This is a genomic window from Bacillus sp. 01N45 (assembly GCF_056399205.1).
In genome coordinates this window covers 728,641-751,763 of the sequence record NZ_JBFTQW010000001.1, presented here as the reverse complement: position 1 = coordinate 751,763, position 23,123 = coordinate 728,641, and the positions used below count along the sequence as shown (strand labels likewise).

The 23,123-nt window shown below is 36.1% G+C and carries 23 protein-coding genes and 2 tRNA genes; 21 read left to right on the top strand and 4 right to left on the bottom strand.

Annotation, left to right across the window (positions count from 1 at the left end; all coding sequences use genetic code 11):
- Nucleotides 1-7: 7 nt before the first annotated feature.
- The 5 genes from AC1DMU_RS03945 to AC1DMU_RS03925 all read left to right on the top strand — a co-directional run bounded on the left by AC1DMU_RS03945 (nt 8) and on the right by AC1DMU_RS03925 (nt 3,786).
- On the top strand, nt 8-1,303 hold the full coding sequence (locus AC1DMU_RS03945) for a purine/pyrimidine permease (RefSeq protein ID WP_088064522.1): 1,296 nt from the start codon (nt 8-10) through the stop codon (nt 1,301-1,303).
- A gap of 165 nt (nt 1,304-1,468) precedes the next feature.
- A complete protein-coding gene (gene gerE, locus AC1DMU_RS03940) occupies nt 1,469-1,693 on the top strand; it encodes a spore germination transcription factor GerE (protein ID WP_000659484.1) in 225 nt (74 codons plus the stop codon).
- Nucleotides 1,694-1,879: 186 nt separating this feature from the next.
- Nucleotides 1,880-2,167 (top strand): hypothetical protein, encoded by a 288-nt coding sequence (locus tag AC1DMU_RS03935; protein ID WP_048541328.1) that lies wholly within the window; start codon nt 1,880-1,882, stop codon nt 2,165-2,167.
- Nucleotides 2,168-2,325: 158 nt separating this feature from the next.
- On the top strand, nt 2,326-2,988 hold the full coding sequence (locus AC1DMU_RS03930; protein ID WP_046956269.1) for a type 1 glutamine amidotransferase domain-containing protein: 663 nt from the start codon (nt 2,326-2,328) through the stop codon (nt 2,986-2,988).
- A gap of 159 nt (nt 2,989-3,147) precedes the next feature.
- Nucleotides 3,148-3,786, top strand: a complete 639-nt coding sequence (locus AC1DMU_RS03925) for a TetR/AcrR family transcriptional regulator (protein ID WP_088064521.1) — start codon at nt 3,148-3,150, stop codon at nt 3,784-3,786.
- 50 nt (nt 3,787-3,836) lie between these two features.
- On the opposite strand, the gene AC1DMU_RS03920 is transcribed toward AC1DMU_RS03925, so the two are convergent.
- A complete protein-coding gene (locus AC1DMU_RS03920) occupies nt 3,837-4,520 on the bottom strand; it encodes a type 1 glutamine amidotransferase domain-containing protein (protein ID WP_088064520.1) in 684 nt (227 codons plus the stop codon).
- 392 nt (nt 4,521-4,912) lie between these two features.
- Here AC1DMU_RS03920 and AC1DMU_RS03915 point away from each other — a divergent pair, with 392 nt between their 5' ends.
- From AC1DMU_RS03915 to AC1DMU_RS03875, 9 genes are all read left to right on the top strand, one after another.
- Nucleotides 4,913-6,235, top strand: coding sequence for an MFS transporter (locus AC1DMU_RS03915; protein WP_088064519.1), 1,323 nt, complete (start codon nt 4,913-4,915; stop codon nt 6,233-6,235).
- Nucleotides 6,236-6,445: 210 nt separating this feature from the next.
- Complete coding sequence (gene racE, locus AC1DMU_RS03910) at nt 6,446-7,255, top strand: glutamate racemase (RefSeq protein ID WP_088064518.1); 810 nt, start codon at nt 6,446-6,448, stop codon at nt 7,253-7,255.
- A gap of 131 nt (nt 7,256-7,386) precedes the next feature.
- On the top strand, nt 7,387-8,436 hold the full coding sequence (gene gerM, locus AC1DMU_RS03905) for a spore germination protein GerM (RefSeq protein WP_088064517.1): 1,050 nt from the start codon (nt 7,387-7,389) through the stop codon (nt 8,434-8,436).
- Between the two features lie 128 nt (nt 8,437-8,564).
- Nucleotides 8,565-9,302 (top strand): ribonuclease PH, encoded by a 738-nt coding sequence (rph, locus tag AC1DMU_RS03900; protein WP_001261765.1) that lies wholly within the window; start codon nt 8,565-8,567, stop codon nt 9,300-9,302.
- Between the two features lie 11 nt (nt 9,303-9,313).
- Complete coding sequence (locus tag AC1DMU_RS03895; protein ID WP_000815937.1) at nt 9,314-9,922, top strand: XTP/dITP diphosphatase; 609 nt, start codon at nt 9,314-9,316, stop codon at nt 9,920-9,922.
- A gap of 13 nt (nt 9,923-9,935) precedes the next feature.
- Nucleotides 9,936-10,439, top strand: a complete 504-nt coding sequence (locus AC1DMU_RS03890; protein WP_088064516.1) for a metallophosphoesterase — start codon at nt 9,936-9,938, stop codon at nt 10,437-10,439.
- 109 nt (nt 10,440-10,548) lie between these two features.
- Nucleotides 10,549-10,622, top strand: a tRNA-Gly gene (locus tag AC1DMU_RS03885).
- 1 nt (nt 10,623) lies between these two features.
- Nucleotides 10,624-10,697, top strand: a tRNA-Arg gene (locus AC1DMU_RS03880).
- A gap of 412 nt (nt 10,698-11,109) precedes the next feature.
- Nucleotides 11,110-11,310, top strand: coding sequence for a hypothetical protein (locus AC1DMU_RS03875; RefSeq protein ID WP_000124458.1), 201 nt, complete (start codon nt 11,110-11,112; stop codon nt 11,308-11,310).
- Between the two features lie 85 nt (nt 11,311-11,395).
- Here the strand turns inward: AC1DMU_RS03875 and AC1DMU_RS03870 are convergent, their stop codons facing one another.
- On the bottom strand, nt 11,396-12,010 hold the full coding sequence (locus AC1DMU_RS03870; protein WP_000473869.1) for a PH domain-containing protein: 615 nt from the start codon (nt 12,008-12,010) through the stop codon (nt 11,396-11,398).
- 518 nt (nt 12,011-12,528) lie between these two features.
- Between AC1DMU_RS03870 and AC1DMU_RS03865 the strand changes: the two genes are divergently transcribed.
- The 7 genes from AC1DMU_RS03865 (at nt 12,529) to ysxC (ending at nt 21,969) form a co-directional block, all read left to right on the top strand.
- On the top strand, nt 12,529-12,777 hold the full coding sequence (locus tag AC1DMU_RS03865) for a hypothetical protein (protein ID WP_001983650.1): 249 nt from the start codon (nt 12,529-12,531) through the stop codon (nt 12,775-12,777).
- Nucleotides 12,778-12,974: 197 nt separating this feature from the next.
- Nucleotides 12,975-13,973 carry a hypothetical protein gene (locus AC1DMU_RS03860; RefSeq protein WP_000358261.1) on the top strand — a complete coding sequence of 333 codons (999 nt, stop codon included), beginning with the start codon at nt 12,975-12,977 and terminating at the stop codon, nt 13,971-13,973.
- Between the two features lie 309 nt (nt 13,974-14,282).
- Nucleotides 14,283-15,560, top strand: a complete 1,278-nt coding sequence (gene tig, locus AC1DMU_RS03855) for a trigger factor (RefSeq protein ID WP_000729261.1) — start codon at nt 14,283-14,285, stop codon at nt 15,558-15,560.
- Between the two features lie 264 nt (nt 15,561-15,824).
- On the top strand, nt 15,825-17,084 hold the full coding sequence (clpX, locus tag AC1DMU_RS03850; protein WP_000472285.1) for an ATP-dependent protease ATP-binding subunit ClpX: 1,260 nt from the start codon (nt 15,825-15,827) through the stop codon (nt 17,082-17,084).
- A gap of 106 nt (nt 17,085-17,190) precedes the next feature.
- Nucleotides 17,191-18,861, top strand: a complete 1,671-nt coding sequence (gene lonB / locus AC1DMU_RS03845; protein WP_000119166.1) for an ATP-dependent protease LonB — start codon at nt 17,191-17,193, stop codon at nt 18,859-18,861.
- A 184-nt stretch (nt 18,862-19,045) separates the two neighbouring features.
- Nucleotides 19,046-21,376 (top strand): endopeptidase La, encoded by a 2,331-nt coding sequence (lon, locus tag AC1DMU_RS03840; RefSeq protein ID WP_000097312.1) that lies wholly within the window; start codon nt 19,046-19,048, stop codon nt 21,374-21,376.
- Nucleotides 21,373-21,969 carry a ribosome biogenesis GTP-binding protein YsxC gene (gene ysxC, locus AC1DMU_RS03835; RefSeq protein WP_000869124.1) on the top strand — a complete coding sequence of 199 codons (597 nt, stop codon included), beginning with the start codon at nt 21,373-21,375 and terminating at the stop codon, nt 21,967-21,969. Before lon ends, ysxC begins: the two co-directional genes overlap by 4 nt.
- A gap of 36 nt (nt 21,970-22,005) precedes the next feature.
- Here the strand turns inward: ysxC and AC1DMU_RS03830 are convergent, their stop codons facing one another.
- Together AC1DMU_RS03830 and AC1DMU_RS03825 are read right to left on the bottom strand one after the other, a co-directional pair.
- A complete protein-coding gene (locus AC1DMU_RS03830; protein ID WP_048541345.1) occupies nt 22,006-22,422 on the bottom strand; it encodes an organic hydroperoxide resistance protein in 417 nt (138 codons plus the stop codon).
- Nucleotides 22,423-22,424: 2 nt separating this feature from the next.
- Nucleotides 22,425-22,877: a MarR family winged helix-turn-helix transcriptional regulator gene (locus AC1DMU_RS03825; protein ID WP_088064515.1), complete on the bottom strand. Its 453-nt coding sequence runs from the start codon at nt 22,875-22,877 to the stop codon at nt 22,425-22,427.
- Between the last annotated feature and the right edge of the window lie 246 nt (nt 22,878-23,123).

Sequence of the window (23,123 nt, the reverse complement as noted above, 5' to 3'; positions counted from 1 at the left end):
AGAAAGGATGAAAAATTTGGACAATCAACATAACCAAAATCATATTATGGGAACTTTGCAATGGTTTATATTTTTATTAGCGAATTCAATCGCACTACCAATTGTCGTTGGCGGATTATTTCATCTTACAACGGAAGAAATATTTTATTTAATGCAGCGTACGTTTTTGGTAGTTGGTATATCTTCTTTTTTACAAGGGTGGCTTGGACATAGACTACCAATTGCGGATGGACCAGCTGGATCGTGGGTTGGAGTATTTACCGTACTTGCTTATGCAACGGCCGGGCAAGATCAATTACATAGTACGTTGCAAATTTTAGAATTAGGAATGATAATTTCCGGTGTTATTTTAATAGGATTAGGAGTCACTGGTTTTATCGGACGTATTTTATTTTTATTCACGCCGCTTGTGACAGGGACGTTTTTACTTTTATTATGTTTACAATTAAGCGGTGTATTTCTAAAAGGAATGCTAGGAATTACTGCTACTGTTTCTCAAATCGATGGATTTACAGCGATAATTGCGTTTAGCATATTTCTTTTCGTTATTATACTATCTAACTTCGGAAAAGGTTTTGTCAAAAGTTATGCGGTTTTAATAGGATTAATTAGTGGGTGGATTCTTTTTCTCATTGCAGGAAAAATGACGATTCCATCTCAAGTAACTCATTTTGTGCAACTTCCGCAAATATTTGCTTGGGGACTTCCAAAGTGGAATACAGGTATGGCTGTATCCAGTTTCGTTATGGTATGTATTTTAGTTTCAAATACAGTGGCAGCTATTATAGCAATTAATCAAGCTACCATTCAAAAGGGGACTATTGAACAAAAACAGTTGAAGGGTGGTACGTGGGTTGGAGGGATTTCGCATATCATTTCTTCTGTATTTTCAACTGTAGGTGTCGTGCCGTTACCAGCAACGGCAGGATTTATACGTTTAACGAAACAAAAATATATACGATCGTTCTTACTAGCATGTTTGTTACTAGTCGTAATGTCGTTGTTTCCAAATATTATTCGTTACTTAGCATCGTTACCACCCGCTGTCGCATCTGCGGTTTTAATGGCTTCGTTCGTACAGTTAATTGGAATTGGGTTTCATAATATAAAACAAGTGCCAATGAGCGAAAGGAATGTAACGGTTTTAGGAGTTTCTGTATTATTTGGAAGCGGTGTTATGTTTTTACCGTCTGGAGCACTCCAATCACTGCCATCTGTTATGCAATATATATTCGGAAATGGTTTGTTCGTAGGTACAGTTGTCAGCATATTACTAGAACAAATATGGCGTAATGAAAAGTGAGTGGATACAAAGAGTGTCTGCACTGTATAAAAGTCTAAAATAACATGTGAAATAAAGCCTATTTTCATTCACCACCCGCACATTTCGTTCATACAATATCTTGACTAAATAAACACCCAACTTACACATACACGGCTCTGGCTTAAGCAAGGAGGTTTATACCAGTTGAAGGAAAAAGCGTATCAATCTAAACCGTTACTCACAAAGAGAGAGAGAGAAGTATTTGAATTACTGGTTCAAGATAAAACAACGAAGGAAATTGCAGGTGAACTTTTTATCAGTGAAAAAACAGTACGCAACCACATCTCAAACGCAATGCAAAAGCTAGGAGTTAAAGGACGTTCACAAGCAGTTGTTGAGCTTCTTCGCATGGGAGAGCTCGAACTATAAAAAGAAAGCCGACTTTTATATGAAGAGTCGGCTATTTTTCTGTTTATATTTTGAACTTAAAAAGGTATTTCAGACTTTGAGAAGGAAGATATGTTTAAGAAAGAAACGTTAAAAATAACTACTTTAGAACATGATGAGGCATTCAGGGTAGGTATCTGTGTCATTTACAAATAAGAAGGTGCAAATATGAAGTTGTATTTTAAGGATATGGAGATAGGTGAAATTAAAGATGTTTTTGGAGACATGCCATGGATGTATGGAACAATTCGTCTATATGAAAATAGTAAACCGTTCCAAAAATATTTTCGTGAGATGGTAGACGAAGATAGTGGATTTGATTTTGAAAGCATAGATCCTGAATTTTTATATGAAGGAAATTGGTCTGTTTTTGATGAGGATAATCAGCGGTATTTAGGGATTGATATACCTGCTATTCATATGGAGGATAACACGATTGCGTGGCGTTGGAGATAAAAGTTATAAGGTTGTGAAAATCTTCGTACGAAAGAATTCAAACGATAACAACAAGCTGACCTTTTGTATAAAAGTCAACTTGTTGTTATCGTTTTTTCCGCTTGCTATATGAATGATAAGAACATTCCATACATAAATAGGTAGTAAGGAGGGGGGATATGTTGAAAAGGATATTGTTAGTTTCAACAAGCGCTCATGATATGAATGGACACCCGACTGGTTTGTGGCTGGAAGAGCTCGCAGCTCCTTATAATGTATTTAAAAAAGCTAAGTTCGATGTTGATATTGTGTCGATAAAGGGCGGTAAAGTACCTATTGATAGAGTGTCTATTCCGAACGGGATACCTCGTGAATTTAAGTATGTCGCTTCTTTATTGCAAAATACGAAGCCGATCTCAAATGTTCATTTTTCGGATTATGATGCGGTTTTATTTGGTGGTGGGCACGGGGCAATTGTAGATTTTCCAGGTAATCCATATGTTGCAAATTTGATTGAGAATATGTACAACAATAATCGGATTGTAGCGGCTGTTTGTCACGGAGTAAGTTCTTTAGTCGGTGTGAAAAATAAAGATGGCTCGTTTTTTGTTGCCGGTAAGCGTATAACAGGTTATACAAACGATGAGGAAAAAGCTGTGCATTTAGAAAAGCGAGTGCCGTTTTTATTAGAAAGTAAATTGAAAGAAGAAGGAGCTTTGTTTTATGTTGCTCCAAATTTCACACCGCATGTAGTAGTAGATGGGCGTTTAATTACAGGGCAAAACCCGCAGTCTAGTATGGAAATAGGGAAAGCTATAAGAAGAGCTGTAAATAAATTATAGAAAAGGTGCTCGCTACTCATAAAGGTAGCGGGCATTTTTTCAGTAGTGTAAATGAAAAAGATTTAAACTAAAAAGATGTATTGAGTATAGTGACTTCATTTATAATTAATCGTGAATTTGCTATACTATTTTGTATGGACAAAAGGGGAGGCTCTTTTAATGAGAAAAGTTGCGTGTGCAAATACTTATATTAATAAAATAAAGCCCGTTATTAGAAAAACGAGTTTTAGCCAATTGAAAATAGATGAAATTGCGAAATATATGGATATTAGTAAAGCTACTTTATATAAACGTTTTTCTTCAAAAGATGAGATTATTGAAGCGGTGGTAGAAGATTTTATGAACTATCTTCTTGAAGGAGATGCGGATAATCAAGATGAAAGTATGTCTTTTGCAGAACGTTTCCAAAAGACGTTTATCCACTCTTTAAAATGTGTGACATATATTTCTGATGTCTTTTTACAAGATTTGAAAGAGGCATATCCGCATTTATCTGATCAGCTAGTCACTGCACAACAAAATCGTAATCATAATTTGCAAATGTTTTTTGAAGCGGGTATGGAACAAGGCTACTTTAATAAAATGAACGCACAATTATTTATGGTGCAAGATGATGTGATGTTAAGACGTATTATAGATCATTCTTTTTGTATTCAGTACGATATTACGTTAAAGAAAGCGATACTTGATTTTTATCAATTGAAGAAGTATCAACTTTTTAAACCAGAGTATATAGATACAATTGATGATTCCGAAATTGAAAAAGAAGTTATTGCTATTTTGCAAATGATTTCGTAAAAAAGCAGGTTTTCCTATGATAATGGAAAACCTGCTTTTTTTATCACCTGTTATTTGTTTACGTGTTGTAATACTAATTTAGCTACTGAACCACCTGAAGCTGGGTTTTGACCAGTGATAACACGATTATCTTCTATAGCATAAGCTTCCCAAGGTTGCGCAGCTTTTTCGTAAAGTCCTCCATTTTTAATGAGTTCATCTTCTGTTAAAAATGGAACAAATTGATCTAATTCAGCTAGTTTTTCTTCTTCGTTTGAAAAACCTGTTACTTTTTTACCACTAATTAAACGTTCCCCATTACTTAATGTGATATGAAATAAACCAGCAGCTCCGTGACAAACAGAGGAAACGATTCCGCCATTTTCATAAATGTTGCGGCTAATCATTTGAAGTTCTTTATTTTCTGGGAAGTCCCAAATTACACCGTGACCGCCTGCGTAATAAATGACGGAGTAGTCTGCTGGATTCACTTCACTCGGTTTCATTGTAGAACCGAGACGATTCATAAATTCTTTCTTTTGATACCATTCCCAATCGATGCTCTCCGCCATTGCTAAACTATGCGGATCAATTGGTGTATAACCGCCTTGTGGGCTGACATAATCTACTTCGTAACCAGCTTCTTCTACTTTTTTAACGAAATGGACAGCTTCACCAAGCCAAAGACCAGTAGCTCTATTTAAATTTGGATATTTTTCTACGCTCGTTAATACGACTAACATTTTTTTCTTCATCATAATCCTCCTATAATGTTTCTTCTATATAAAAGCTCTTTATTTACTTAATTTTATTAAGTTAGAAATTGCAAACTTGAATAACCACGTCAGTCCTCCTTATATCGGATTCGAAATTAGTGTATAACAATTCTTGAACAAAGTAAACTAAAAACACTGATTTAGTTTACTTTGTATATTTTTCGTTGACAAACTGTAATGCTGAAACTATGATAGTTCCATGAATATCGAACAACATACATGCTTCGTTTCGAATTCAGTTTGTCGCGCGATAAATTTATACATTTGATGAAGTTGTTTAGTGGTGATAGCGGAGGATGAAGACCACCCGCTGATTAAAGTTTCACTTTATTTTTCATTTACAGTTACTACAATCAGGAGAGGTGTTACACATGGGGAAAGATATAAGTAACCATTCAAAATGGTTTGTTCTTACATTATGTTTTATCGTTTTATTAGGACCGATGAATGCGGTTTTATTTAATGTAGCGTTAGAAGATATTGCTAATGATTTATCCATTAGCCAATCGAAAGTAAGCTGGGTTGTAGTAGGTTATTCCTTGGTTGTCGGTATTGGTTCGATGATCTATGGGAAGCTGGCTGATCGTTATAGTGTAAAAAAACTATTAATTATTTCAATCATCATATTTGTAGCGGGTTCTATTATTGGATTTATGAATCAATCTTATACGATTACCATTCTTGCAAGATTAGTGCAGGCGAGTGGAGGAGCGGCGTTTATTGCGCTTAGTATGATTGCAGTGGCAAAATTATTTGTTCCTGATAAGAAGCCTGATGCATTAGCGATGATCAGTTCTTCTATTGCATTAGCAATAGGTATTGGTCCTTTAGTTGGCGGGGCTATTACAAATACATTGGGTTGGCCATATTTATTTTTATTTATGGTTATTTCAGTAGTTGGGATTTTCTTACTTATAAAATTTATGCCAGAAGAAGCACAGCATACGGATGAAGCGTTTCATTTTGATTACATTGGAGCGGTGTTATTATTTGCGTTCATTACGACTGTTTTATTAGGTGTAAATATTAATAGTTGGCTATTTGTGTTATCGGTAGTTTTCTTATTTTTATTCACGGTTCGTATGAAGAACGCGGAGCATCCATTTATTGATATTGAGTTGTTTGCAAATAAACCATTTCTTCGTTTAATAGCGGTCGGATTTATAATGAATGTGGCGTTATGTGCTAGTTTATTATTACCATTGCTGTTAGGAAGAGAGCACGGATTGTCTCCATTCGTTATCGGAATTGCATTGTTTATTGCATCACTCTTTGGTATTGTATCTAGTTTTATTACTGGAAAAATTGTCCCTTCCTTTGGAAATGTGAATATGATTTATGTAGCGTCTGTCATTATGATCGTTGGCTTTTTAATTTTAGGGTTTATTCCGAATGGGAACATAGTCGTTATTGTAGTGGCGATTATTTTAACATTTATGAGTTATTCAGCTATTCAAGTATCATTAAACACATTTATACCGAAAACATTACATCCAACTAAAGTTGGAGTCGGTCTTGGTTTATATAATTTAATTAACTTTTTCGGTATGGCATTTGGACCAGCTGTAGCGAGCAAAATTATGGAATCTACAAATAGTTATCGTTTGAATTTTATTTTAATTGTCATTTTAATTTCTTCTCATTTCTTCTTATTAATAGGAATGTCTTCTTTCCAAAAAAAGATGGAGCGATAAATACGCATTTTATATAGAAGAAACCGACTTTCATATAGAAGGTCGGTTATTTTTCTGTCTTGCAAATTATGAAAAAAAGGAGCAAAATAAAAAAGGTCCTAGTCTATACAGGTACAAATGAAAATTTTCATACAGAAGCAGTTTAAGTTAGCGAACTTAAAGTGTGTAAAATATAATGATAAAAAAAGATGATGAATGAGAAAACGGGTGATGAAGTTGAATAGAGCAATCGGTGTTATCGATTCAGGAGTTGGCGGTTTAACAGTAGCGAAGGAATTAATTCGTCAGTTGCCGAAAGAGCGTATTATATATTTAGGGGATACGGCACGTTGCCCTTATGGTCCACGTTCTCGAGAAGAAGTGCGTCAATTTACGTGGGAAATGACGGAGCATTTACTAGATTTAAATATCAAAATGTTAGTTATTGCGTGTAATACAGCAACTGCGGTTGTATTAGAAGAGATGCAGAAACAATTACCAATTCCAGTGGTAGGAGTTATTCACCCAGGATCACGTACAGCTTTAAAAGTGACAAACACGTATCATGTTGGGGTTATCGGAACGATTGGAACGGTGAAAAGTGGTGCATACGAAGAAGCGCTAAAGTCTATTAATAACCGTGTTATGGTAGAAAGTTTAGCGTGTCCGCCTTTCGTTGAGCTTGTAGAGAGTGGGAATTTTGAAAGTGAAATGGCGTATGAAGTTGTACGAGAAACATTGCAACCGCTGAAAAATACTGATATTGATACACTTATTTTAGGTTGTACACATTATCCAATTTTAGGTCCTGTTATTAAAAAAGTAATGGGAGATAAAGTACAACTCATTAGTTCAGGTGATGAAACAGCGCGCGAAGTAAGTACAATTTTATACCATAGTAAAATGTTGAATGAGGGAGAGGAACAAAGTGATCATCTCTTCTTAACGACAGGAAAAATAGGCCTATTTAAAGAAATTGCATCAAAATGGTTCGGTCAACCGATTGAAAATGTGAAACATATTCATTTAGAAAAAGAATAATAGTAGAATCCATATAATTGAGCTCCTGAGAAATCAGGAGTTTTTTTGTTTATAGGAAGCACAGCTTGTTCTAAAAAGTGAAACAGCTCGTATACATAATAGTACAAACTTAGATTTTAGGGGGGAATGGCATGCCTAAATCCACTTTTAAATGGGTTGTTGGTGCTACTGTGAGCGCTGTTTTACTAACAGGGTGTGGCTTTATAAATCAGGAGAAAGCAACGGAACAAATTGATCCGCCAAAACAAGTTACGTATACAGAGGGTGGAAAGAAAGAAGTAGCTAAGAAAGATAAGCAAGGACAAACGGTGAATAGAGAACTATACCTTGTTGATAAAAATGGTTATGTTGTACCGCAAACGTTAGCTATACCTACTCCGAAAGTGAATGAGGTCATTCAGCAAACGTTAGAGTACCTTGTGAAAGATGGACCGGTAACGAATTTATTACCGAATGGGTTCCGTGCAGTCATTCCAGCGAATACATCGATGACACTAGATTTGAAAAAAGATGGGACGGCAGTCATTGATTTCTCTAAAGAAATGAAAAACTATGCAAAAGAGGAAGAGCGTCAGATGGTTGAGTCAATAGCCTGGACGTTGACGCAATTTAAAGAAATAAAACAAGTGCAGTTCCAAATAAATGGTGAGAAATTGGCAAAGATGCCTGTTGGTGGTACACCGATTGGTGAAGGGGTGAGCCGTGCTAATGGTATCAACTTCGATGATGAACAAGTAGCGGATGTAACAAATACAAAACCGGTTACACTTTATTTTATGGCACAAAATAATAATAAGCAGCAATACTACGTACCAGTAACACGCCGCGTTGTAGAAGGAAAAGAAAATGATTATGCAGCAATTATAGATGAACTTGTAAAAGGACCGATTCATCAATCGCTTCTGAATGATTTTAATCCAGGAGTTAAGTTGATTACGAATCCGAAGTTACAAGATGGAAATCTTACATTAAACTTTAATGAAAATATATTTATAAACCCAGATAAAAATATGATTTCAAATTACGTATTGAAGTCGTTAGTTTTATCTTTAACAGAAAAGAAAGGCGTGAAAAGTGTTTCTATTGAAGTAAATGGTAAAGCGAATCTTATAGATGAAAAGGGCGGAAAGTTAATAAAACCTGTCGATCGTCCAGAAAACGTGAATACAGGTAGTTTTTAATCTTCAATAATTTGATATACTTAAGTAAGAAAGGGGAATTGCTTTTTGGGTTCCTCTTCTTTTATTGTATACATATCATACATTTAAATTTGGCTATACTAACAAGTAGTTATGAGGAGGTTATTTTTATGCGAGTAGATGGTAGAGAGAAAACAGAATTACGCCATATACATATTCATACGAATTATTTAAAACATCCAGAGGGATCAGTATTAATTGAGGTTGGGGATACAAAGGTAATTTGCTCAGCGACAATTGAAGAGCGTGTCCCACCGTTTATGCGTGGAGAAGGAAAGGGCTGGGTAACAGCTGAATATGCGATGATTCCACGTGCAACAGAACAACGTACAATTAGGGAATCAAGTAAAGGGAAAGTAACAGGACGTACAATGGAAATCCAGCGCTTAATTGGACGAGCATTACGTGCGGTAGTTGACTTAGAAGCACTTGGTGAGAGAACGGTTTGGATTGATTGTGATGTTATTCAAGCGGATGGTGGAACGAGAACTGCTTCTATTACAGGTGCATATGTAGCAATGGTATTAGCGTTTGAGAAGTTATTACAAGCAGAAAAAGTATCTAAAATTCCAGTAAAAGATTATTTAGCAGCAACGTCAGTAGGAATTGTTGAAGAGCAAGGTGTTGTTTTAGATTTAAACTACGCAGAAGATTCTAAAGCAGACGTTGATATGAACGTAATTATGACTGGAAAAGGTCAGTTTGTTGAAGTGCAAGGAACTGGAGAAGAGGCGACGTTTAGCAGAGCGCAGTTAAATGAATTACTTGATGCTGCGGAACAAGGTATCTTCCAACTAATCGACATGCAAAAAGAAGCGTTAGGTGACATCGTATCTCATATAGAGTAGAGGTGGAAAGTATGAAACAAGTTGTTGTAGCGACAAAAAATATGGGGAAAGTACGTGAATTTGCTGAGTTATTTGAGCGATTTGATTTAGAAGTAAAATCATTGCACGATTTTCCTCATATTGAAGAAGTCGAAGAAACTGGTGAAACATTTGAAGAAAATGCGATCTTAAAAGCGGATAGTCTGAGTAGACAGCTGAATGCGATCGTAATCGCGGATGATTCAGGTCTTATTGTAGATGCTTTAAATGGAAAACCAGGCGTGTATTCAGCTCGTTTTGCTGGAGAGCCGAAAGATGATCAAGCGAATATTGATAAAGTGTTACAAGAATTAAATGAAATAGCGTTTGAAAAGCGTAAAGCTCGTTTCTACTGTGCATTAGCAGTGGCTTTCCCTGAAGGGGATAAAAAGCCTGTCATTGTAAACGGGACGTGCGAAGGGTATATTTTAGAGCAGCGCCGCGGGGAAAATGGCTTTGGATATGATCCGATTTTTTATGTGGAAGAATATAAAAGAGCGATGGCGGAACTAAGTTCAGATGAGAAAAATGCCATTAGCCACCGTGGACGTGCTCTTCGTAAGCTAGAAGAAAAAATCCCTGAATGGTTTTTAGGAGAATAAGGGAGAGAGATTGATGAAAGCTTTAATCTTAAGCGATAGTCATAGCTCCGTGAAGGAATTACAGCAGTTGAAAGAGAACTATGAAGGAAAAGTAGATGTCATGATTCATTGCGGTGATTCAGAGCTAACGCCTGCTCATGAAGAGCTGCAAGGTTTCCATGTTGTAAAAGGGAACTGTGATTATGCTAACTTTCAAGATGAAATTGTAACTGATGTAGATGGCATTCGTTTCGTAGTTGTGCACGGACATCGTCATAACGTGAAAATGACATTACAAACATTAGCGTACCATGCGGAAGAGGTAGGGGCGCAAGTTGCATGCTTCGGACACTCTCACGTATTAGGTGCAGAATTAATCGATGGCGTTTTATTTATTAATCCAGGCAGTATTTTATTGCCACGTCAGCGTGTAGAAAAGACATTTGCTTTATTAGAAATGGATGAAAATCAAATGGAAGTTCGTTTTGAAACATTAGACGGACAACTAGTTGAACAAGCAGTTTTTAAAAGAGGATAAGAAAAATTATCCTCTTTTAAAAAAGGTGTTGACTTTATGTATGGTTATACATATAATAAATATTGTCGATAGGGCAACAGCGCTAACGAAGAAAAATAAAATAACATATGCGGGTGTAGTTTAGTGGTAAAACAAGAGCCTTCCAAGCTCTGGTCGAGAGTTCGATTCTCTTCACCCGCTCCATGTCCCAGTAGCTCAGCCGGATAGAGCATACGCCTTCTAAGCGTACGGTCGGGAGTTCGAATCTCTCCTGGGACGCTAAAAAAACCTTGTTATCTTTTGATAACAAGGTTTTTTGTTTGTTTAAAAATTGATGTATGTGCAAGAGGTGTAAAAAATATAAAGTAACATATGATAATTATTATATACAATAGATTAAAGTGCATTAAGAAAAGAGCGCTATTTATGCGCCCTATTTCTCTTGTTTAATTTAAAGAATCAATAGGCTTATGATGAAACTTAAATCCATATCTATATTATCCCAATTGTTCACTTAGAATGTTATAAAACTTTTTACCATTCTAGTACGATTAAGCAGCCGTTATCGGAACTTATCCCCGACAGTGTGTTACAATTAATAGAAGCGGAAAACGAGAATCTCCAATTGACTGGACGTGTGATTGGTTGGACAGTTTAAGAAGGTTGTATAAAAAAGGGAGATGGCGCAAAGATGGCTAGATCAAATGAGAATGATTTAACAGAGAAATTGGCAGAAGGTCACCGGAAATATGGTGATGGCAACTTTACAGTACAGAACATCGGTGATGAAACTAACCCAGATTGGACTGTCGTAAAAAATGTGAGGAAGGGATCGGCAGGCATTCGTGAAGGAGAAGATATATTAAGACTGCGATCAAAATATATAAAATAGTACGGAAATGGGCGGAGTAGGAGTTCAAATCTCTCCTGGGACGCTAAGAAACCCTTGTTATCTTTTGATAACAAGGGTTTCTTGTTTAGTTATTAATAAACTTCTCAAATACAAAACCATAATCTTTCACGTTATATTGTTTCTTCGTATCAACGAGCCAGTTAAAGGCGATCTCGTTCATTTCTTTAAATTGTTCTGCTAAATTTACTTGTGCGTTTGAAATACGGCTGAAAGCGTTAGATGCCATATCTAGACTTTTATGTGCATACTGTAATGTAATATCGTTGTCGTATGAAATTTCTTCTATTTTAAGTAAAGCCTTATATAAATCTTTTAATTCTTCAATATGTTTTTTATGAACATCAATTGAATAATGCTCATCCCCCATCTGGAACTTAATTTCTACGTCTAAATCAATCGTTCCTGCAGTTTCAAGTGCTACGTTTTTAATTTGATACTTACTATAACTAAAGCGGCGTAGTGTACGTTTTTTACTTGTTGCACTTGTACCATCTAGGTGGATTAATCCTTTGTTTGTGAAACAATATTCATCTGATTTTGATTTGATTAAAAAATAAATTTTCTCCCCATCTTCATGCATCACGTAATCATCAGCATCAACTTTATCGTAATCTTTCGGTGTAATGACAGAACCTACATCGCTTAGCCCTAATACATCTGCAGCCATTTTTTTAAACATACATAATCCCCCTTTTAAATTAAATTCTTAATTGTATAAAAATATATTAACACGATTTCAATAAAGTGTTTTCTTATAATTAAAAACATTTGAAGGTAAGTTAAGAAAAGTAACAAATAATTATTTCAACCCTAAGTTATTTAGTAAATCTATCAGTTTAAGAGTGGATTCTCCGAAAAATAACCAGGAGAAAAAGTTAATTTTGCAAGTAATTATAGAGAAATTCCGTGAAAACCTCTCAAGTAATATGAGGTTTTTTTCTATCCATTTTGAAATCTTACAATTCTGTAAGGTAACTGTAAGGAAGTTCGATGGTAACAAATTGCTAATCCTCTATAATAAAGGTAACAACGATAAAACGAGGAGGAAGAAATGATGAAAGGATTAATTGTAACGGGTTTAACAGTTGCTTTTGGATTTGTAGCGTATGAGAAATTAACGTATGTAGTTGATGTTGTAAAACATTTAATCGCTTAGTAAAAAAACTGCCATGAGAGGGAAAGGGAATGAGTGAATGAATGGAATGGTTATTTGGAATTATAGGTACTTGTAGTGTAGTGTTATTGTTCTTTGTCCCGAGTGGTATACTTAGTTCGACAACGAGTTTGTTCTTCTTAAGTTTGTTTGCTTGTACGATGCTTATTATTATGTTTTTAATGAAGCGAAGTAAACCAATCTTCTATTTTAGCATGATTGTTATGGCAATTATTGTTCTCCAAATTATTACCCTTGTTATATACCCCACTATTATAAAAGCTTTCCATTAATGATGAATCCTCTGCTTTAATTGCTGAGGATTTTTATTTGTACATTTTTAATTTTTAGTAAGGATTTGTTTATATCGAAATATAAAAATTAAATATTTCCATATTTCAAACAAAGGGTTTTGGGATGTTGTGTTCTTATTACTCATTTGATATATTTACTTTAAAGATAATTAAAATCTAGAAAAAGAGGCGGACGTATGGATAAAAAAGAAAATACGGTCGTATTGTTTCCACAACTATCAGAGCGATATATTGATGAAGGTTTTTTAGCACTGAAAGAGCGGAAATTCGAAGATGCATTGCGCTGCTTTGAAATATTACGTCAGTATAATGCAGAAACGGAACAAACGGAACTCGCTTCTGTTATTTGTTTGTTAGAATTAAAACATATGGAAGAAGCGAAAGACAAATGTGAACAGTTACTTGAAACAGGAGCTGTATTATTTGGTGATATTCTTGAAACATATGTGACGATTTTAGTTCAAACAAATGATTATGAAGGTGTCATTGAAATCGTTGAAAAGGTTTTGCAAACGAAAGATGTAATGCCTGAGCAAAAGGAAAAATTAGCACAGCTCGCTTTATTTGCAGAAGGTATGTTAAGTGAAGTAGATACGTCACTAGTCGATTCGAATTTTGAATTGGATGAGTTTACTAATGAAATGTTTGGAGAAAACTTTGGACAAAAGCTAAGAGCGATTCAGCAACTTTCGTTAAAAGACTTGGATCTTGCATTACCTATTTTAAAGAAATTTTTAATAGACGAAAAACAGCACCCTTATTTGAAAACTTCTATTTTATATAAAATGATAGAAAATCAAATAGAAGAAGAGATAGAGGTAGAAAAGTTTGGGAATACGATTAAGGTGATTCCAGCATTTACAGGTCATAATGAGGAGCAATCCGATAACATTATACATACATTATCAAGCCGATTAGAGCAAAATTATCCCGATATATTTGATGCGATGGTTACATATTGGAAAGAATTGCGAATTAGCGTTTTCCCATTCGCTCTATTAATGGATAAAGTGGAGATTTGGGCTGCTGTTTTAGAGAGAATTGGAAGAAAGCGTTTCGGATTGACTATTGATGAAGAAGAGCTTATGACAGCGTATAATATTGAATTAGAAGAGTTTCATATTGCCTATCAATGGTTATTACGTGTTGAAAGAGAAGGATATTTGCCCGTATAATTATGAAAAAGAATCGTTCGGTTCTTGAAACGAGCATATTCTATGTTATAATGTAAGGGTTGCAAAAGGCAGAAATCTGCCTGTTTGTAAGAGAAGAGAAGTGTAAATCTCTTACTTAATATGTTTCATATTATTCTCGAACAAAATATACCGTAGTTGTCTTTTAGACAATTAGTAGATTGGAACATTATATCTGAAAGCTTTTGCTAGAGGATTATTTGTACTTTTGTTATTTCAAAAAAGAGATAATGAAGATTTTAATCTATAGAGGTATGTGCATACATTATTATAGTTGGAGGGAAAGAATAAATGGCTGCAAAATGGGAAAAATTAGAAGGTAACGTAGGCGTTTTAACAATCGAAGTTGATGCTAAAGAAGTAAACAACTCTATCGACGCTGCGTTCAAAAAAGTAGTACAAACAATTAACGTACCAGGTTTCCGTAAAGGGAAAATGCCTCGTCCGTTATTCGAACAACGCTTTGGTATCGAATCTTTATACCAAGATGCTTTAGATATCATCTTACCAAAAGCATACGGTGAAGCGATCGATGAAGCTGGTATCTTCCCAGTTGATCATCCTGAAATCAACATCGAGAAGTTCGAAAAAAATGCTAACCTTATCTTCACTGCAAAAGTTACAGTGAAGCCTGAAGTTAAATTAGGCGAGTACAAAGGTTTAGCAGTAGAAAAAGTTGAAACAACTGTAACTGACGAAGATGTAGAGAACGAATTAAAATCTTTACAAGAGCGTCAAGCTGAACTAGTTGTTAAAGAAGAAGGAACTGTTGAAAACGGTGATACAGCTGTAATCGACTTCGAAGGTTTCGTTGATGGCGAAGCATTTGAAGGCGGAAAAGGCGAAAACTATTCTCTTGCAATCGGTTCTGGTACTTTCATCCCTGGTTTCGAAGAGCAAGTAATTGGTCTTAAATCTGGTGATTCTAAAGAAGTTGAAGTATCATTCCCAGAAGAGTACCACGCTGCTGAATTAGCTGGTAAACCAGCTACATTCAAAGTAACAATTCACGAAATCAAAACAAAAGAACTTCCTGAGTTAAACGACGAGTTCGCTAAAGAAGCTGACGAAGAAGTTGCAACTCTTGATGAATTAAAAACAAAACTTCGTACAAACTTAGAAGAAGGCAAAAAGCACGAAGCTGAGCACAAAGTACGTGACGAAGTAGTAGAATTAGCTGCTGCTAACGCTGAAATCGAGATTCCAGAAGCTATGATCGACACTGAGTTAGATCGTATGGTTCGTGAATTCGAGCAACGTTTAAGCCAACAAGGTATGAACCTTGAGCTTTACTACCAATTCACAGGTACTGACGCTGACAAGTTAAAAGAGCAAATGAAAGAAGACGCTCAAAAACGCGTAAGAATCAATCTTGTTCTTGAAGCTATCATTGAAGCTGAAAACATCGAAGTTACTGAAGAAGAAGTAACTGCAGAAGTTGAAAAAATGGCTGAAATGTACGGTATGCCAGTAGACGCTATCAAGCAAGCTCTTGGAAGCGTAGACGCTTTATCTGAAGACCTTAAAGTGCGTAAAGCTGTAGACTTCTTAGTAGACAACGCTGCATAATAAAATAACAAGGCGCGATTTTAATCGTGCCTTGTTTTATAAATATAGAAATATATTTATAAAACTTTTCGATGAAGAAGGAAAACTTCCTTTACAAGTCGAATATACATATTTCAAAAGTTTTAAAATTTTTTTATTTGTACATAACTAGTCATATTATTTGTATTTCTCGCCACGTAGTGACATAATATGTATTTACATACGATACATTTATCGTGTACATACGAAGGCAAGAGGTTAGCACTTTGTAAGGGGTGTGAAAATATGTTTAAATTTAATGATGAAAAAGGTCAATTAAAATGTTCTTTCTGTGGTAAAACACAAACGCAAGTTCGAAAGTTAGTTGCAGGTCCAGGTGTTTACATTTGTGACGAGTGTATCGAACTTTGTACTGAAATTGTACAAGAGGAGCTTGCGAAGGACGAAGAAGTAGAATTCAAAGATGTACCGAAACCGGTAGAAATTCGTGAAATCTTAGATGAGTATGTCATCGGACAAGATAACGCGAAAAAAGCACTAGCGGTAGCGGTATATAACCATTACAAACGCATTAATTCTAACAGTAAAATTGATGATGTAGAATTAGCGAAGAGTAATATTTCACTTATTGGGCCAACTGGTAGTGGTAAAACATTATTGGCACAAACATTAGCGCGTATTTTAAATGTTCCATTTGCAATCGCGGACGCAACATCTTTAACAGAAGCTGGATATGTAGGGGAAGATGTAGAAAACATCTTACTAAAATTAATCCAAGCAGCTGATTATGATGTAGAGAAAGCGGAAAAAGGAATCATTTATATTGATGAGATTGATAAAGTGGCACGTAAGTCCGAAAATCCATCAATTACACGTGATGTATCTGGTGAAGGTGTACAGCAGGCACTTCTGAAAATTTTAGAAGGTACTGTAGCGAGCGTTCCACCTCAAGGTGGTCGTAAGCATCCGCATCAAGAGTTCATTCAAATTGATACAACGAACATCCTATTCATTTGTGGTGGAGCGTTTGATGGCATTGAGCCAATTATTAAACGTCGCCTTGGTGAGAAAGTAATTGGATTTGGTGCTGAGAAGAAAAATGCTGATGTAAATGAGAAGCATGTTTTATCTCACGTTTTACCAGAGGATCTTTTAAGATTCGGTTTAATTCCGGAGTTTATCGGTCGTCTTCCAGTTATTGCGAACCTAGAGCCGCTTGATGAAGATGCTCTTGTAGATATTTTAACGAAACCGAAAAATGCACTTGTTAAGCAATTCCAAAAATTATTGGAGCTTGACGATGTTGAGTTAGAGTTTGAAGAAGGTGCACTAGTTGAGATTGCGAAAAAAGCAATTGAACGTAAAACAGGTGCTCGTGGACTTCGTTCTATTATTGAAGGCTTAATGCTTGATGTAATGTTCGAACTTCCATCTCGCAAAGATATCGAGAAGTGTATTCTGACGAAAGAAACAGTAGCTGATAATGAACCGCCGAAATTGGTGTTACAAGACGGTACTGTACTTGATACAAAAACATCTGCATAGTGCGAAGAAGAAACAGCAATTTTTATAATTGCTGTTTTTCTTTATGTTTAGCTATGTTCCTCCGCGGAAATACTAAATGGTAAAACATTGCGGGAGGAAATAAATTATGAGCTGGACAAATATATTTTTACTTGTTCAACTTGTTTTTGGTGTAATTGTCGGATTGTATTTTTGGCATTTACTTCGAAATCAGCGAACACAAAAAGTTTCAATTGATCGAGAATCGAAAAAAGAATTAGAACAGCTTCGTAAAATGCGTGAGATTTCTTTAACAGAGCCGCTTGCGGAGAAGGTACGTCCTACATCCTTTTTAGATATTGTAGGGCAAGAGGACGGGATTAAGTCGTTGAAAGCGGCTCTTTGTGGTCCGAATCCGCAACATGTAATTATATATGGTCCGCCAGGTGTCGGGAAGACAGCGGCAGCACGCCTTGTATTGGAAGAAGCGAAACGCAATCCGAAATCTCCATTTCGTACGAATGCAACATTTATCGAACTTGATGCGACGACAGCAAGATTTGATGAACGCGGTATTGCAGACCCATTAATTGGTTCAGTCCATGATCCGATTTATCAAGGGGCAGGTGCAATGGGGCAAGCGGGTATCCCACAGCCGAAAAAAGGGGCTGTAACAGATGCGCATGGTGGTATTTTGTTCATTGATGAGATTGGTGAATTACATCCAATTCAAATGAACAAAATGTTAAAGGTGTTAGAAGATCGGAAAGTATTTTTGGAAAGTGCGTACTATAGTGAAGAAAATTCGATGATTCCAACGTATATACATGATATTTTTCAAAAAGGTTTGCCAGCCGATTTTCGCTTAGTTGGGGCGACGACACGTTCGCCAGAGGAGATTCCTCCTGCTATTCGGTCACGCTGTTTAGAAGTGTTTTTCCGTGAGTTAGATACAGAAGAGATTCAAAAAGTAGCGAAGAATGCAGCTGATAAAGTGGAAATGCAAATAGGTAAAAATGGTGTTGAAATGATCGGGATGTATGCAAGAAATGGACGAGAAGCAATTAACCTTGTACAAATTTCTGCTGGTATGGCAATAAATGAAGAACGTTCTTTCATTAAAGATGAAGATATAGAGTGGGTTGTTCACTCTAGCCAACTTACACCGAAATATGAAAAACGTATTTATCCTATTCCGAGAATCGGTCTTGTAAATGGACTTGCTGTATACGGACCAAATACAGGCGCGTTATTAGAAATTGAAGTAACAGCAATCAAGGCGAAAGATAAAGGGTCGGTAAATGTTACCGGGATTGTGGAAGAGGAAAGTATTGGTAGTCAAACGAAATCCATTCGCCGTAAAAGTATGGCGAAAGGTTCTGTAGATAATGTATTAACAGTACTTCGTTCTCTAGATGTGTTGCCAGAAGGGTACGATATACATATTAATTTTCCAGGTGGTATCCCAATTGATGGGCCTTCGGCAGGTATTGCTATGGCAACAGGTGTATATTCAGCAGTGCATCGTACGTATGTGAGTAATGAAGTAGCGATGACCGGTGAGATAAGTATACACGGGGAAGTGAAACCTATTGGTGGTGTGTACGCAAAAATAAAAGCTGCGAAAAAAGCAGGTGCTAAGAAAGTCATCATTCCTGCTGAAAACATGCAACCGTTTTTGTATACAATAAAAGGAATTGAAATCATTCCTGTTCGTAAGTTAAAAGAAGTATTTGAGCTAACATTTATGCAGGAAAATATGCATCGAGACCTTGATATACATACTACTGTAGACGAAACAGATGCACAATCAATGTGAGAATGAACGATAATAAAATTTGCCAGACTTCGTTTAAGTTTGTATGCTTAAGCGGAGTCTTTTTTCCTTTTTAAAAGGGAGAAAAAACGAGGGATTTACAATTGCGGAAAATCTCTGCAATTGCATCTAGATGTATTGTAATATAAAATAGTTGAACAGGAGTTTAATTTATTATGGAGGTGCTATGTCTAGTATGAATACGAATGAAAGAATCGTACCCCTCCTACCATTAAGAGGCGTTCTCGTATATCCAACGATGGTTCTGCATCTTGATGTAGGACGTGATAAATCGATACAAGCACTAGAGCAGGCGGCAATGGATGAAAATATCATCTTTTTAGCGATGCAAAAAGAAATGAATATCGATGATCCGAAAGAAGATGACATATATAGTGTAGGTACAGTGGCGAAAGTGAAGCAAATGTTAAAATTGCCGAACGGTACGCTTCGTGTCCTTGTAGAGGGTTTACATAGAGCTGAAGTAGTAGAGTTTATCGAAGAAGAGAATGTAGTGCAGGTTTCTATCAAAACGGTAACTGAAGAAGTGGAAGATGATCTAGAAGAGAAAGCTCTTATGCGTACATTACTGGAGCATTTCGAACAATATATTAAAGTTTCGAAAAAAGTTTCAAATGAAACATTTGCAACGGTAGCTGATGTGGAAGAGCCAGGAAGATTAGCTGATTTAATTGCTTCTCACTTGCCGATTAAAACGAAGCAGAAACAAGAAATCTTAGAGATTGTATCTGTGAAGGAACGATTACATACACTTATTTCAATTATTCAAGATGAACAAGAGTTACTTAGTTTAGAAAAGAAAATTGGACAAAAAGTGAAACGTTCAATGGAGCGCACGCAAAAAGAATATTTCTTACGTGAGCAAATGAAGGCGATTCAAACTGAACTTGGTGATAAAGAAGGTAAGGGCGGGGAAGTTGAAGAACTTCGTGAGAAAATTGAACAATCAGGAATGCCTGAAGAAACAATGAAGGCTGCACTGAAAGAATTAGACCGTTATGAAAAGTTACCAGCAAGTTCTGCGGAGAGCGGTGTTATTCGTAATTATATGGATTGGTTATTAGCACTTCCGTGGACAGAAGCGACAGAAGATATGATTGATCTTGCTCATTCTGAAGAGATTTTGAACAAAGATCATTACGGGCTTGAGAAGGTAAAAGAGCGCGTACTTGAATATTTAGCTGTGCAGAAGTTAACGAATTCATTAAAAGGACCTATCCTTTGCTTAGTAGGACCTCCTGGGGTCGGGAAAACATCGTTAGCGCGTTCGATTGCAACATCATTAAATCGTAATTTTGTCCGTGTATCCCTTGGTGGTGTACGTGATGAATCTGAAATCCGTGGTCACCGTCGTACGTATGTTGGAGCGATGCCAGGACGCATTATTCAAGGTATGAAAAAGGCGAAAACAGTTAATCCAGTCTTTTTATTAGATGAGATTGATAAAATGTCTAACGACTTCCGTGGAGATCCATCAGCGGCATTACTTGAAGTGTTAGACCCAGAACAAAACCATAACTTCAGTGATCATTACATTGAAGAACCGTATGATCTATCGAAAGTTATGTTTGTAGCAACTGCGAATACACTTTCAAGTGTTCCAGGTCCGTTGCTTGACCGTATGGAAATTATTTCAATTGCTGGCTATACAGAACTTGAAAAAGTTCACATTGCCCGTGAACATTTATTGCCGAAACAATTAAAAGAGCATGGCTTACGAAAAGGTAATTTACAAGTACGTGATGAAGCGCTTCTTGAAATTATTCGTTATTATACACGTGAGGCCGGTGTTCGTACGCTAGAGCGTCAAATTGCAAAAGTTTGTCGTAAAGCAGCAAAAATTATCGTTACAGCAGAACGTAAGCGTATTGTAGTAACAGAGAAAAACATTGTTGATTTACTTGGTAAGCACATATTCCGTTATGGGCAAGCTGAAAAAACAGACCAAGTTGGTATGGCAACAGGGTTAGCGTATACAGCAGCAGGCGGTGATACACTTGCGATTGAAGTGTCTGTAGCGCCAGGTAAAGGGAAATTAATTTTAACAGGGAAACTTGGGGATGTTATGAAAGAATCCGCACAAGCAGCGTTTAGCTATATTCGTTCTCGTGCAGAAGAACTTCAGATTGATCCGAATTTCCATGAGAAAAATGATATTCATATTCATGTTCCAGAAGGAGCAGTTCCAAAAGATGGACCGTCAGCAGGTATTACGATGGCAACGGCACTTATTTCTGCACTAACAGGTATTCCTGTTAGTAAAGAAGTGGGGATGACAGGTGAAATTACACTTCGTGGTCGTGTATTACCAATTGGTGGTTTAAAAGAAAAAACATTAAGTGCTCACCGCGCAGGCTTAACAAAAATTATTTTGCCAGCAGAAAACGAGAAAGATTTAGATGATATTCCAGAAAGCGTAAAAGAAAACCTTACGTTTGTGCTTGCATCTCATTTAGATGAAGTATTGGAGCACGCATTAGTAGGAGTGAAACAATGAAAGTAACAAAAGCAGATATTGTAATTAGTGCTGTTAAACCAGAACAATATCCAGACAGTGATTTACCAGAAATTGCATTAGCAGGTCGTTCAAATGTCGGGAAGTCTTCCTTTATTAATAAAATTTTAAATCGTAAAAAGTTAGTACGTATTTCTTCTAAACCAGGGAAAACGCAAACGTTGAACTTCTTCTTGATCAATGAGATGATGCATTTTGTTGACGTTCCAGGTTATGGATATGCGAAAGTATCTAAAACAGAGCGCGCAGCATGGGGCAAGATGATTGAGACTTACTTTACAACACGTGAGCAATTAGACGCAGCTGTATTAGTAGTTGATTTACGTCACCAACCAACAAATGATGACGTGATGATGTATGATTTCTTAAAGCATTATGAAATCCCAACAATTATTATTGCGACGAAAGCCGATAAAATTCCGAAAGGGAAATGGCAAAAGCATTTAAAAGTTGTAAAAGAAACGCTTGCTGTTGAAATTGGCGATGAAATCGTTCTATTCTCTTCTGAAACAGGACTTGGAAAAGAAGAAGCGTGGAAGGCAATTCATAGAATGACAAAAACAAAAAACGCGTGACGAATGTCGCGCGTTTTTTTTATTTACTAAATTTTTTTATCGTACGTTTAATGTAACCTCAATATTACCTCTTGTTGCTTTCGAATAAGGACATACACCGTGAGCGGCTTCTACAAGTTCTTGTGCTTCGTCATGAGAGACGCCAGCAACATGTACATCAAGTACAGCAGATAGGCCGAAACCACCATCTGTATCTTTTCCGATAGAAACGTGAGCAGTTACTTCTGTACTTTCTACTTTCACACGTTTTGTACGAATGACAAGTTGTAATGCACTATCAAAACAAGCGGCATAACCAGCAGCAAATAGTTGTTCTGGATTCGTTGCCTCTCCGCCTGCACCACCTAGTGCTTTCGGCATTTTTACATCAAGATTTAATATGCCATCATCTGAAATTACTTTTCCGTTTCGTCCACCTGTAGCAGTTACTGAAGCAGTATATAATTTATCCATGTTTATTCCCCTTTTCTATCATTAATTGTTTTCATTGTTTCAATTAGTTTATTTAATTGAATTAATAAAGAACGATATTCTTGTTCTGTAATTCCTAAATTTGTTGCCATTGTTGTCGGCAATGAACAAGCCTTTTCTTTTAAATCTTTACCTTGTTCTGTTAATTTAATACAAACTTTGCGCTCATCTTCTTTGGAACGAACGCGTTTTACAAGTTTTAATGATTCCATTCGTTTTAACATAGGTGTTAACGTACCGGAATCTAAAAATAGACGTTCTCCAATTTCTTTTACTGTTAGTCCATCTTGCTCCCATAGTACGAGTAAAGTAATGTACTGGGGATACGTAATACCCATATCTTCTAAATATGGTCGATAAAAGCGGGTAACTTCTTTAGAACAGGCGTAAATAGAAAAACAAAGTTGGTTATCTAGATGTAAAGAATTCTCTGTCATACATAACTCCTTTCTAATTAAGTTGTGCACAATTTAATTTTATAAAATCAATATAACGAAAAAGAAATACAATGTCAAATACATTGTATTGAGAAAGTTTGTGCTACAATTTGGAACAATCATACATATTTTTCTTCATGATGAAAGAAGATAGGAAAGATGATGTTATAATTCATATGGAATAGTTTCCATCACTTGATTATGAGGGCTTTTTTTGGTAACGTACAAATAGAGTTATTAATTTAT

Excerpts from the sequence above, each read along its gene's own strand:
- AC1DMU_RS03870 (WP_000473869.1), bottom strand. The coding sequence starts at position 12,010 with ATGTTTAAAAAAATGGCTGCAGATGTATTAGGGCTAAGCGATGTAGGT.
- lonB (WP_000119166.1), top strand. The coding sequence starts at position 17,191 with ATGAGCTGGACAAATATATTTTTACTTGTTCAACTTGTTTTTGGTGTA.
- AC1DMU_RS03935 (WP_048541328.1), top strand. The coding sequence starts at position 1,880 with ATGAAGTTGTATTTTAAGGATATGGAGATAGGTGAAATTAAAGATGTT.
- lon (WP_000097312.1), top strand. The coding sequence starts at position 19,046 with ATGTCTAGTATGAATACGAATGAAAGAATCGTACCCCTCCTACCATTA.
- AC1DMU_RS03915 (WP_088064519.1), top strand. The coding sequence starts at position 4,913 with ATGGGGAAAGATATAAGTAACCATTCAAAATGGTTTGTTCTTACATTA.
- AC1DMU_RS03875 (WP_000124458.1), top strand. The coding sequence starts at position 11,110 with ATGGCTAGATCAAATGAGAATGATTTAACAGAGAAATTGGCAGAAGGT.
- rph (WP_001261765.1), top strand. The coding sequence starts at position 8,565 with ATGCGAGTAGATGGTAGAGAGAAAACAGAATTACGCCATATACATATT.
- AC1DMU_RS03890 (WP_088064516.1), top strand. The coding sequence starts at position 9,936 with ATGAAAGCTTTAATCTTAAGCGATAGTCATAGCTCCGTGAAGGAATTA.
- AC1DMU_RS03925 (WP_088064521.1), top strand. The coding sequence starts at position 3,148 with ATGAGAAAAGTTGCGTGTGCAAATACTTATATTAATAAAATAAAGCCC.
- gerM (WP_088064517.1), top strand. The coding sequence starts at position 7,387 with ATGCCTAAATCCACTTTTAAATGGGTTGTTGGTGCTACTGTGAGCGCT.
- AC1DMU_RS03920 (WP_088064520.1), bottom strand. The coding sequence starts at position 4,520 with ATGAAGAAAAAAATGTTAGTCGTATTAACGAGCGTAGAAAAATATCCA.
- racE (WP_088064518.1), top strand. The coding sequence starts at position 6,446 with ATGAAGTTGAATAGAGCAATCGGTGTTATCGATTCAGGAGTTGGCGGT.
- ysxC (WP_000869124.1), top strand. The coding sequence starts at position 21,373 with ATGAAAGTAACAAAAGCAGATATTGTAATTAGTGCTGTTAAACCAGAA.
- AC1DMU_RS03825 (WP_088064515.1), bottom strand. The coding sequence starts at position 22,877 with ATGACAGAGAATTCTTTACATCTAGATAACCAACTTTGTTTTTCTATT.
- AC1DMU_RS03860 (WP_000358261.1), top strand. The coding sequence starts at position 12,975 with ATGGATAAAAAAGAAAATACGGTCGTATTGTTTCCACAACTATCAGAG.
- clpX (WP_000472285.1), top strand. The coding sequence starts at position 15,825 with ATGTTTAAATTTAATGATGAAAAAGGTCAATTAAAATGTTCTTTCTGT.
- AC1DMU_RS03865 (WP_001983650.1), top strand. The coding sequence starts at position 12,529 with ATGGAATGGTTATTTGGAATTATAGGTACTTGTAGTGTAGTGTTATTG.
- AC1DMU_RS03830 (WP_048541345.1), bottom strand. The coding sequence starts at position 22,422 with ATGGATAAATTATATACTGCTTCAGTAACTGCTACAGGTGGACGAAAC.
- AC1DMU_RS03930 (WP_046956269.1), top strand. The coding sequence starts at position 2,326 with ATGTTGAAAAGGATATTGTTAGTTTCAACAAGCGCTCATGATATGAAT.
- AC1DMU_RS03945 (WP_088064522.1), top strand. The coding sequence starts at position 8 with ATGAAAAATTTGGACAATCAACATAACCAAAATCATATTATGGGAACT.
- tig (WP_000729261.1), top strand. The coding sequence starts at position 14,283 with ATGGCTGCAAAATGGGAAAAATTAGAAGGTAACGTAGGCGTTTTAACA.
- AC1DMU_RS03895 (WP_000815937.1), top strand. The coding sequence starts at position 9,314 with ATGAAACAAGTTGTTGTAGCGACAAAAAATATGGGGAAAGTACGTGAA.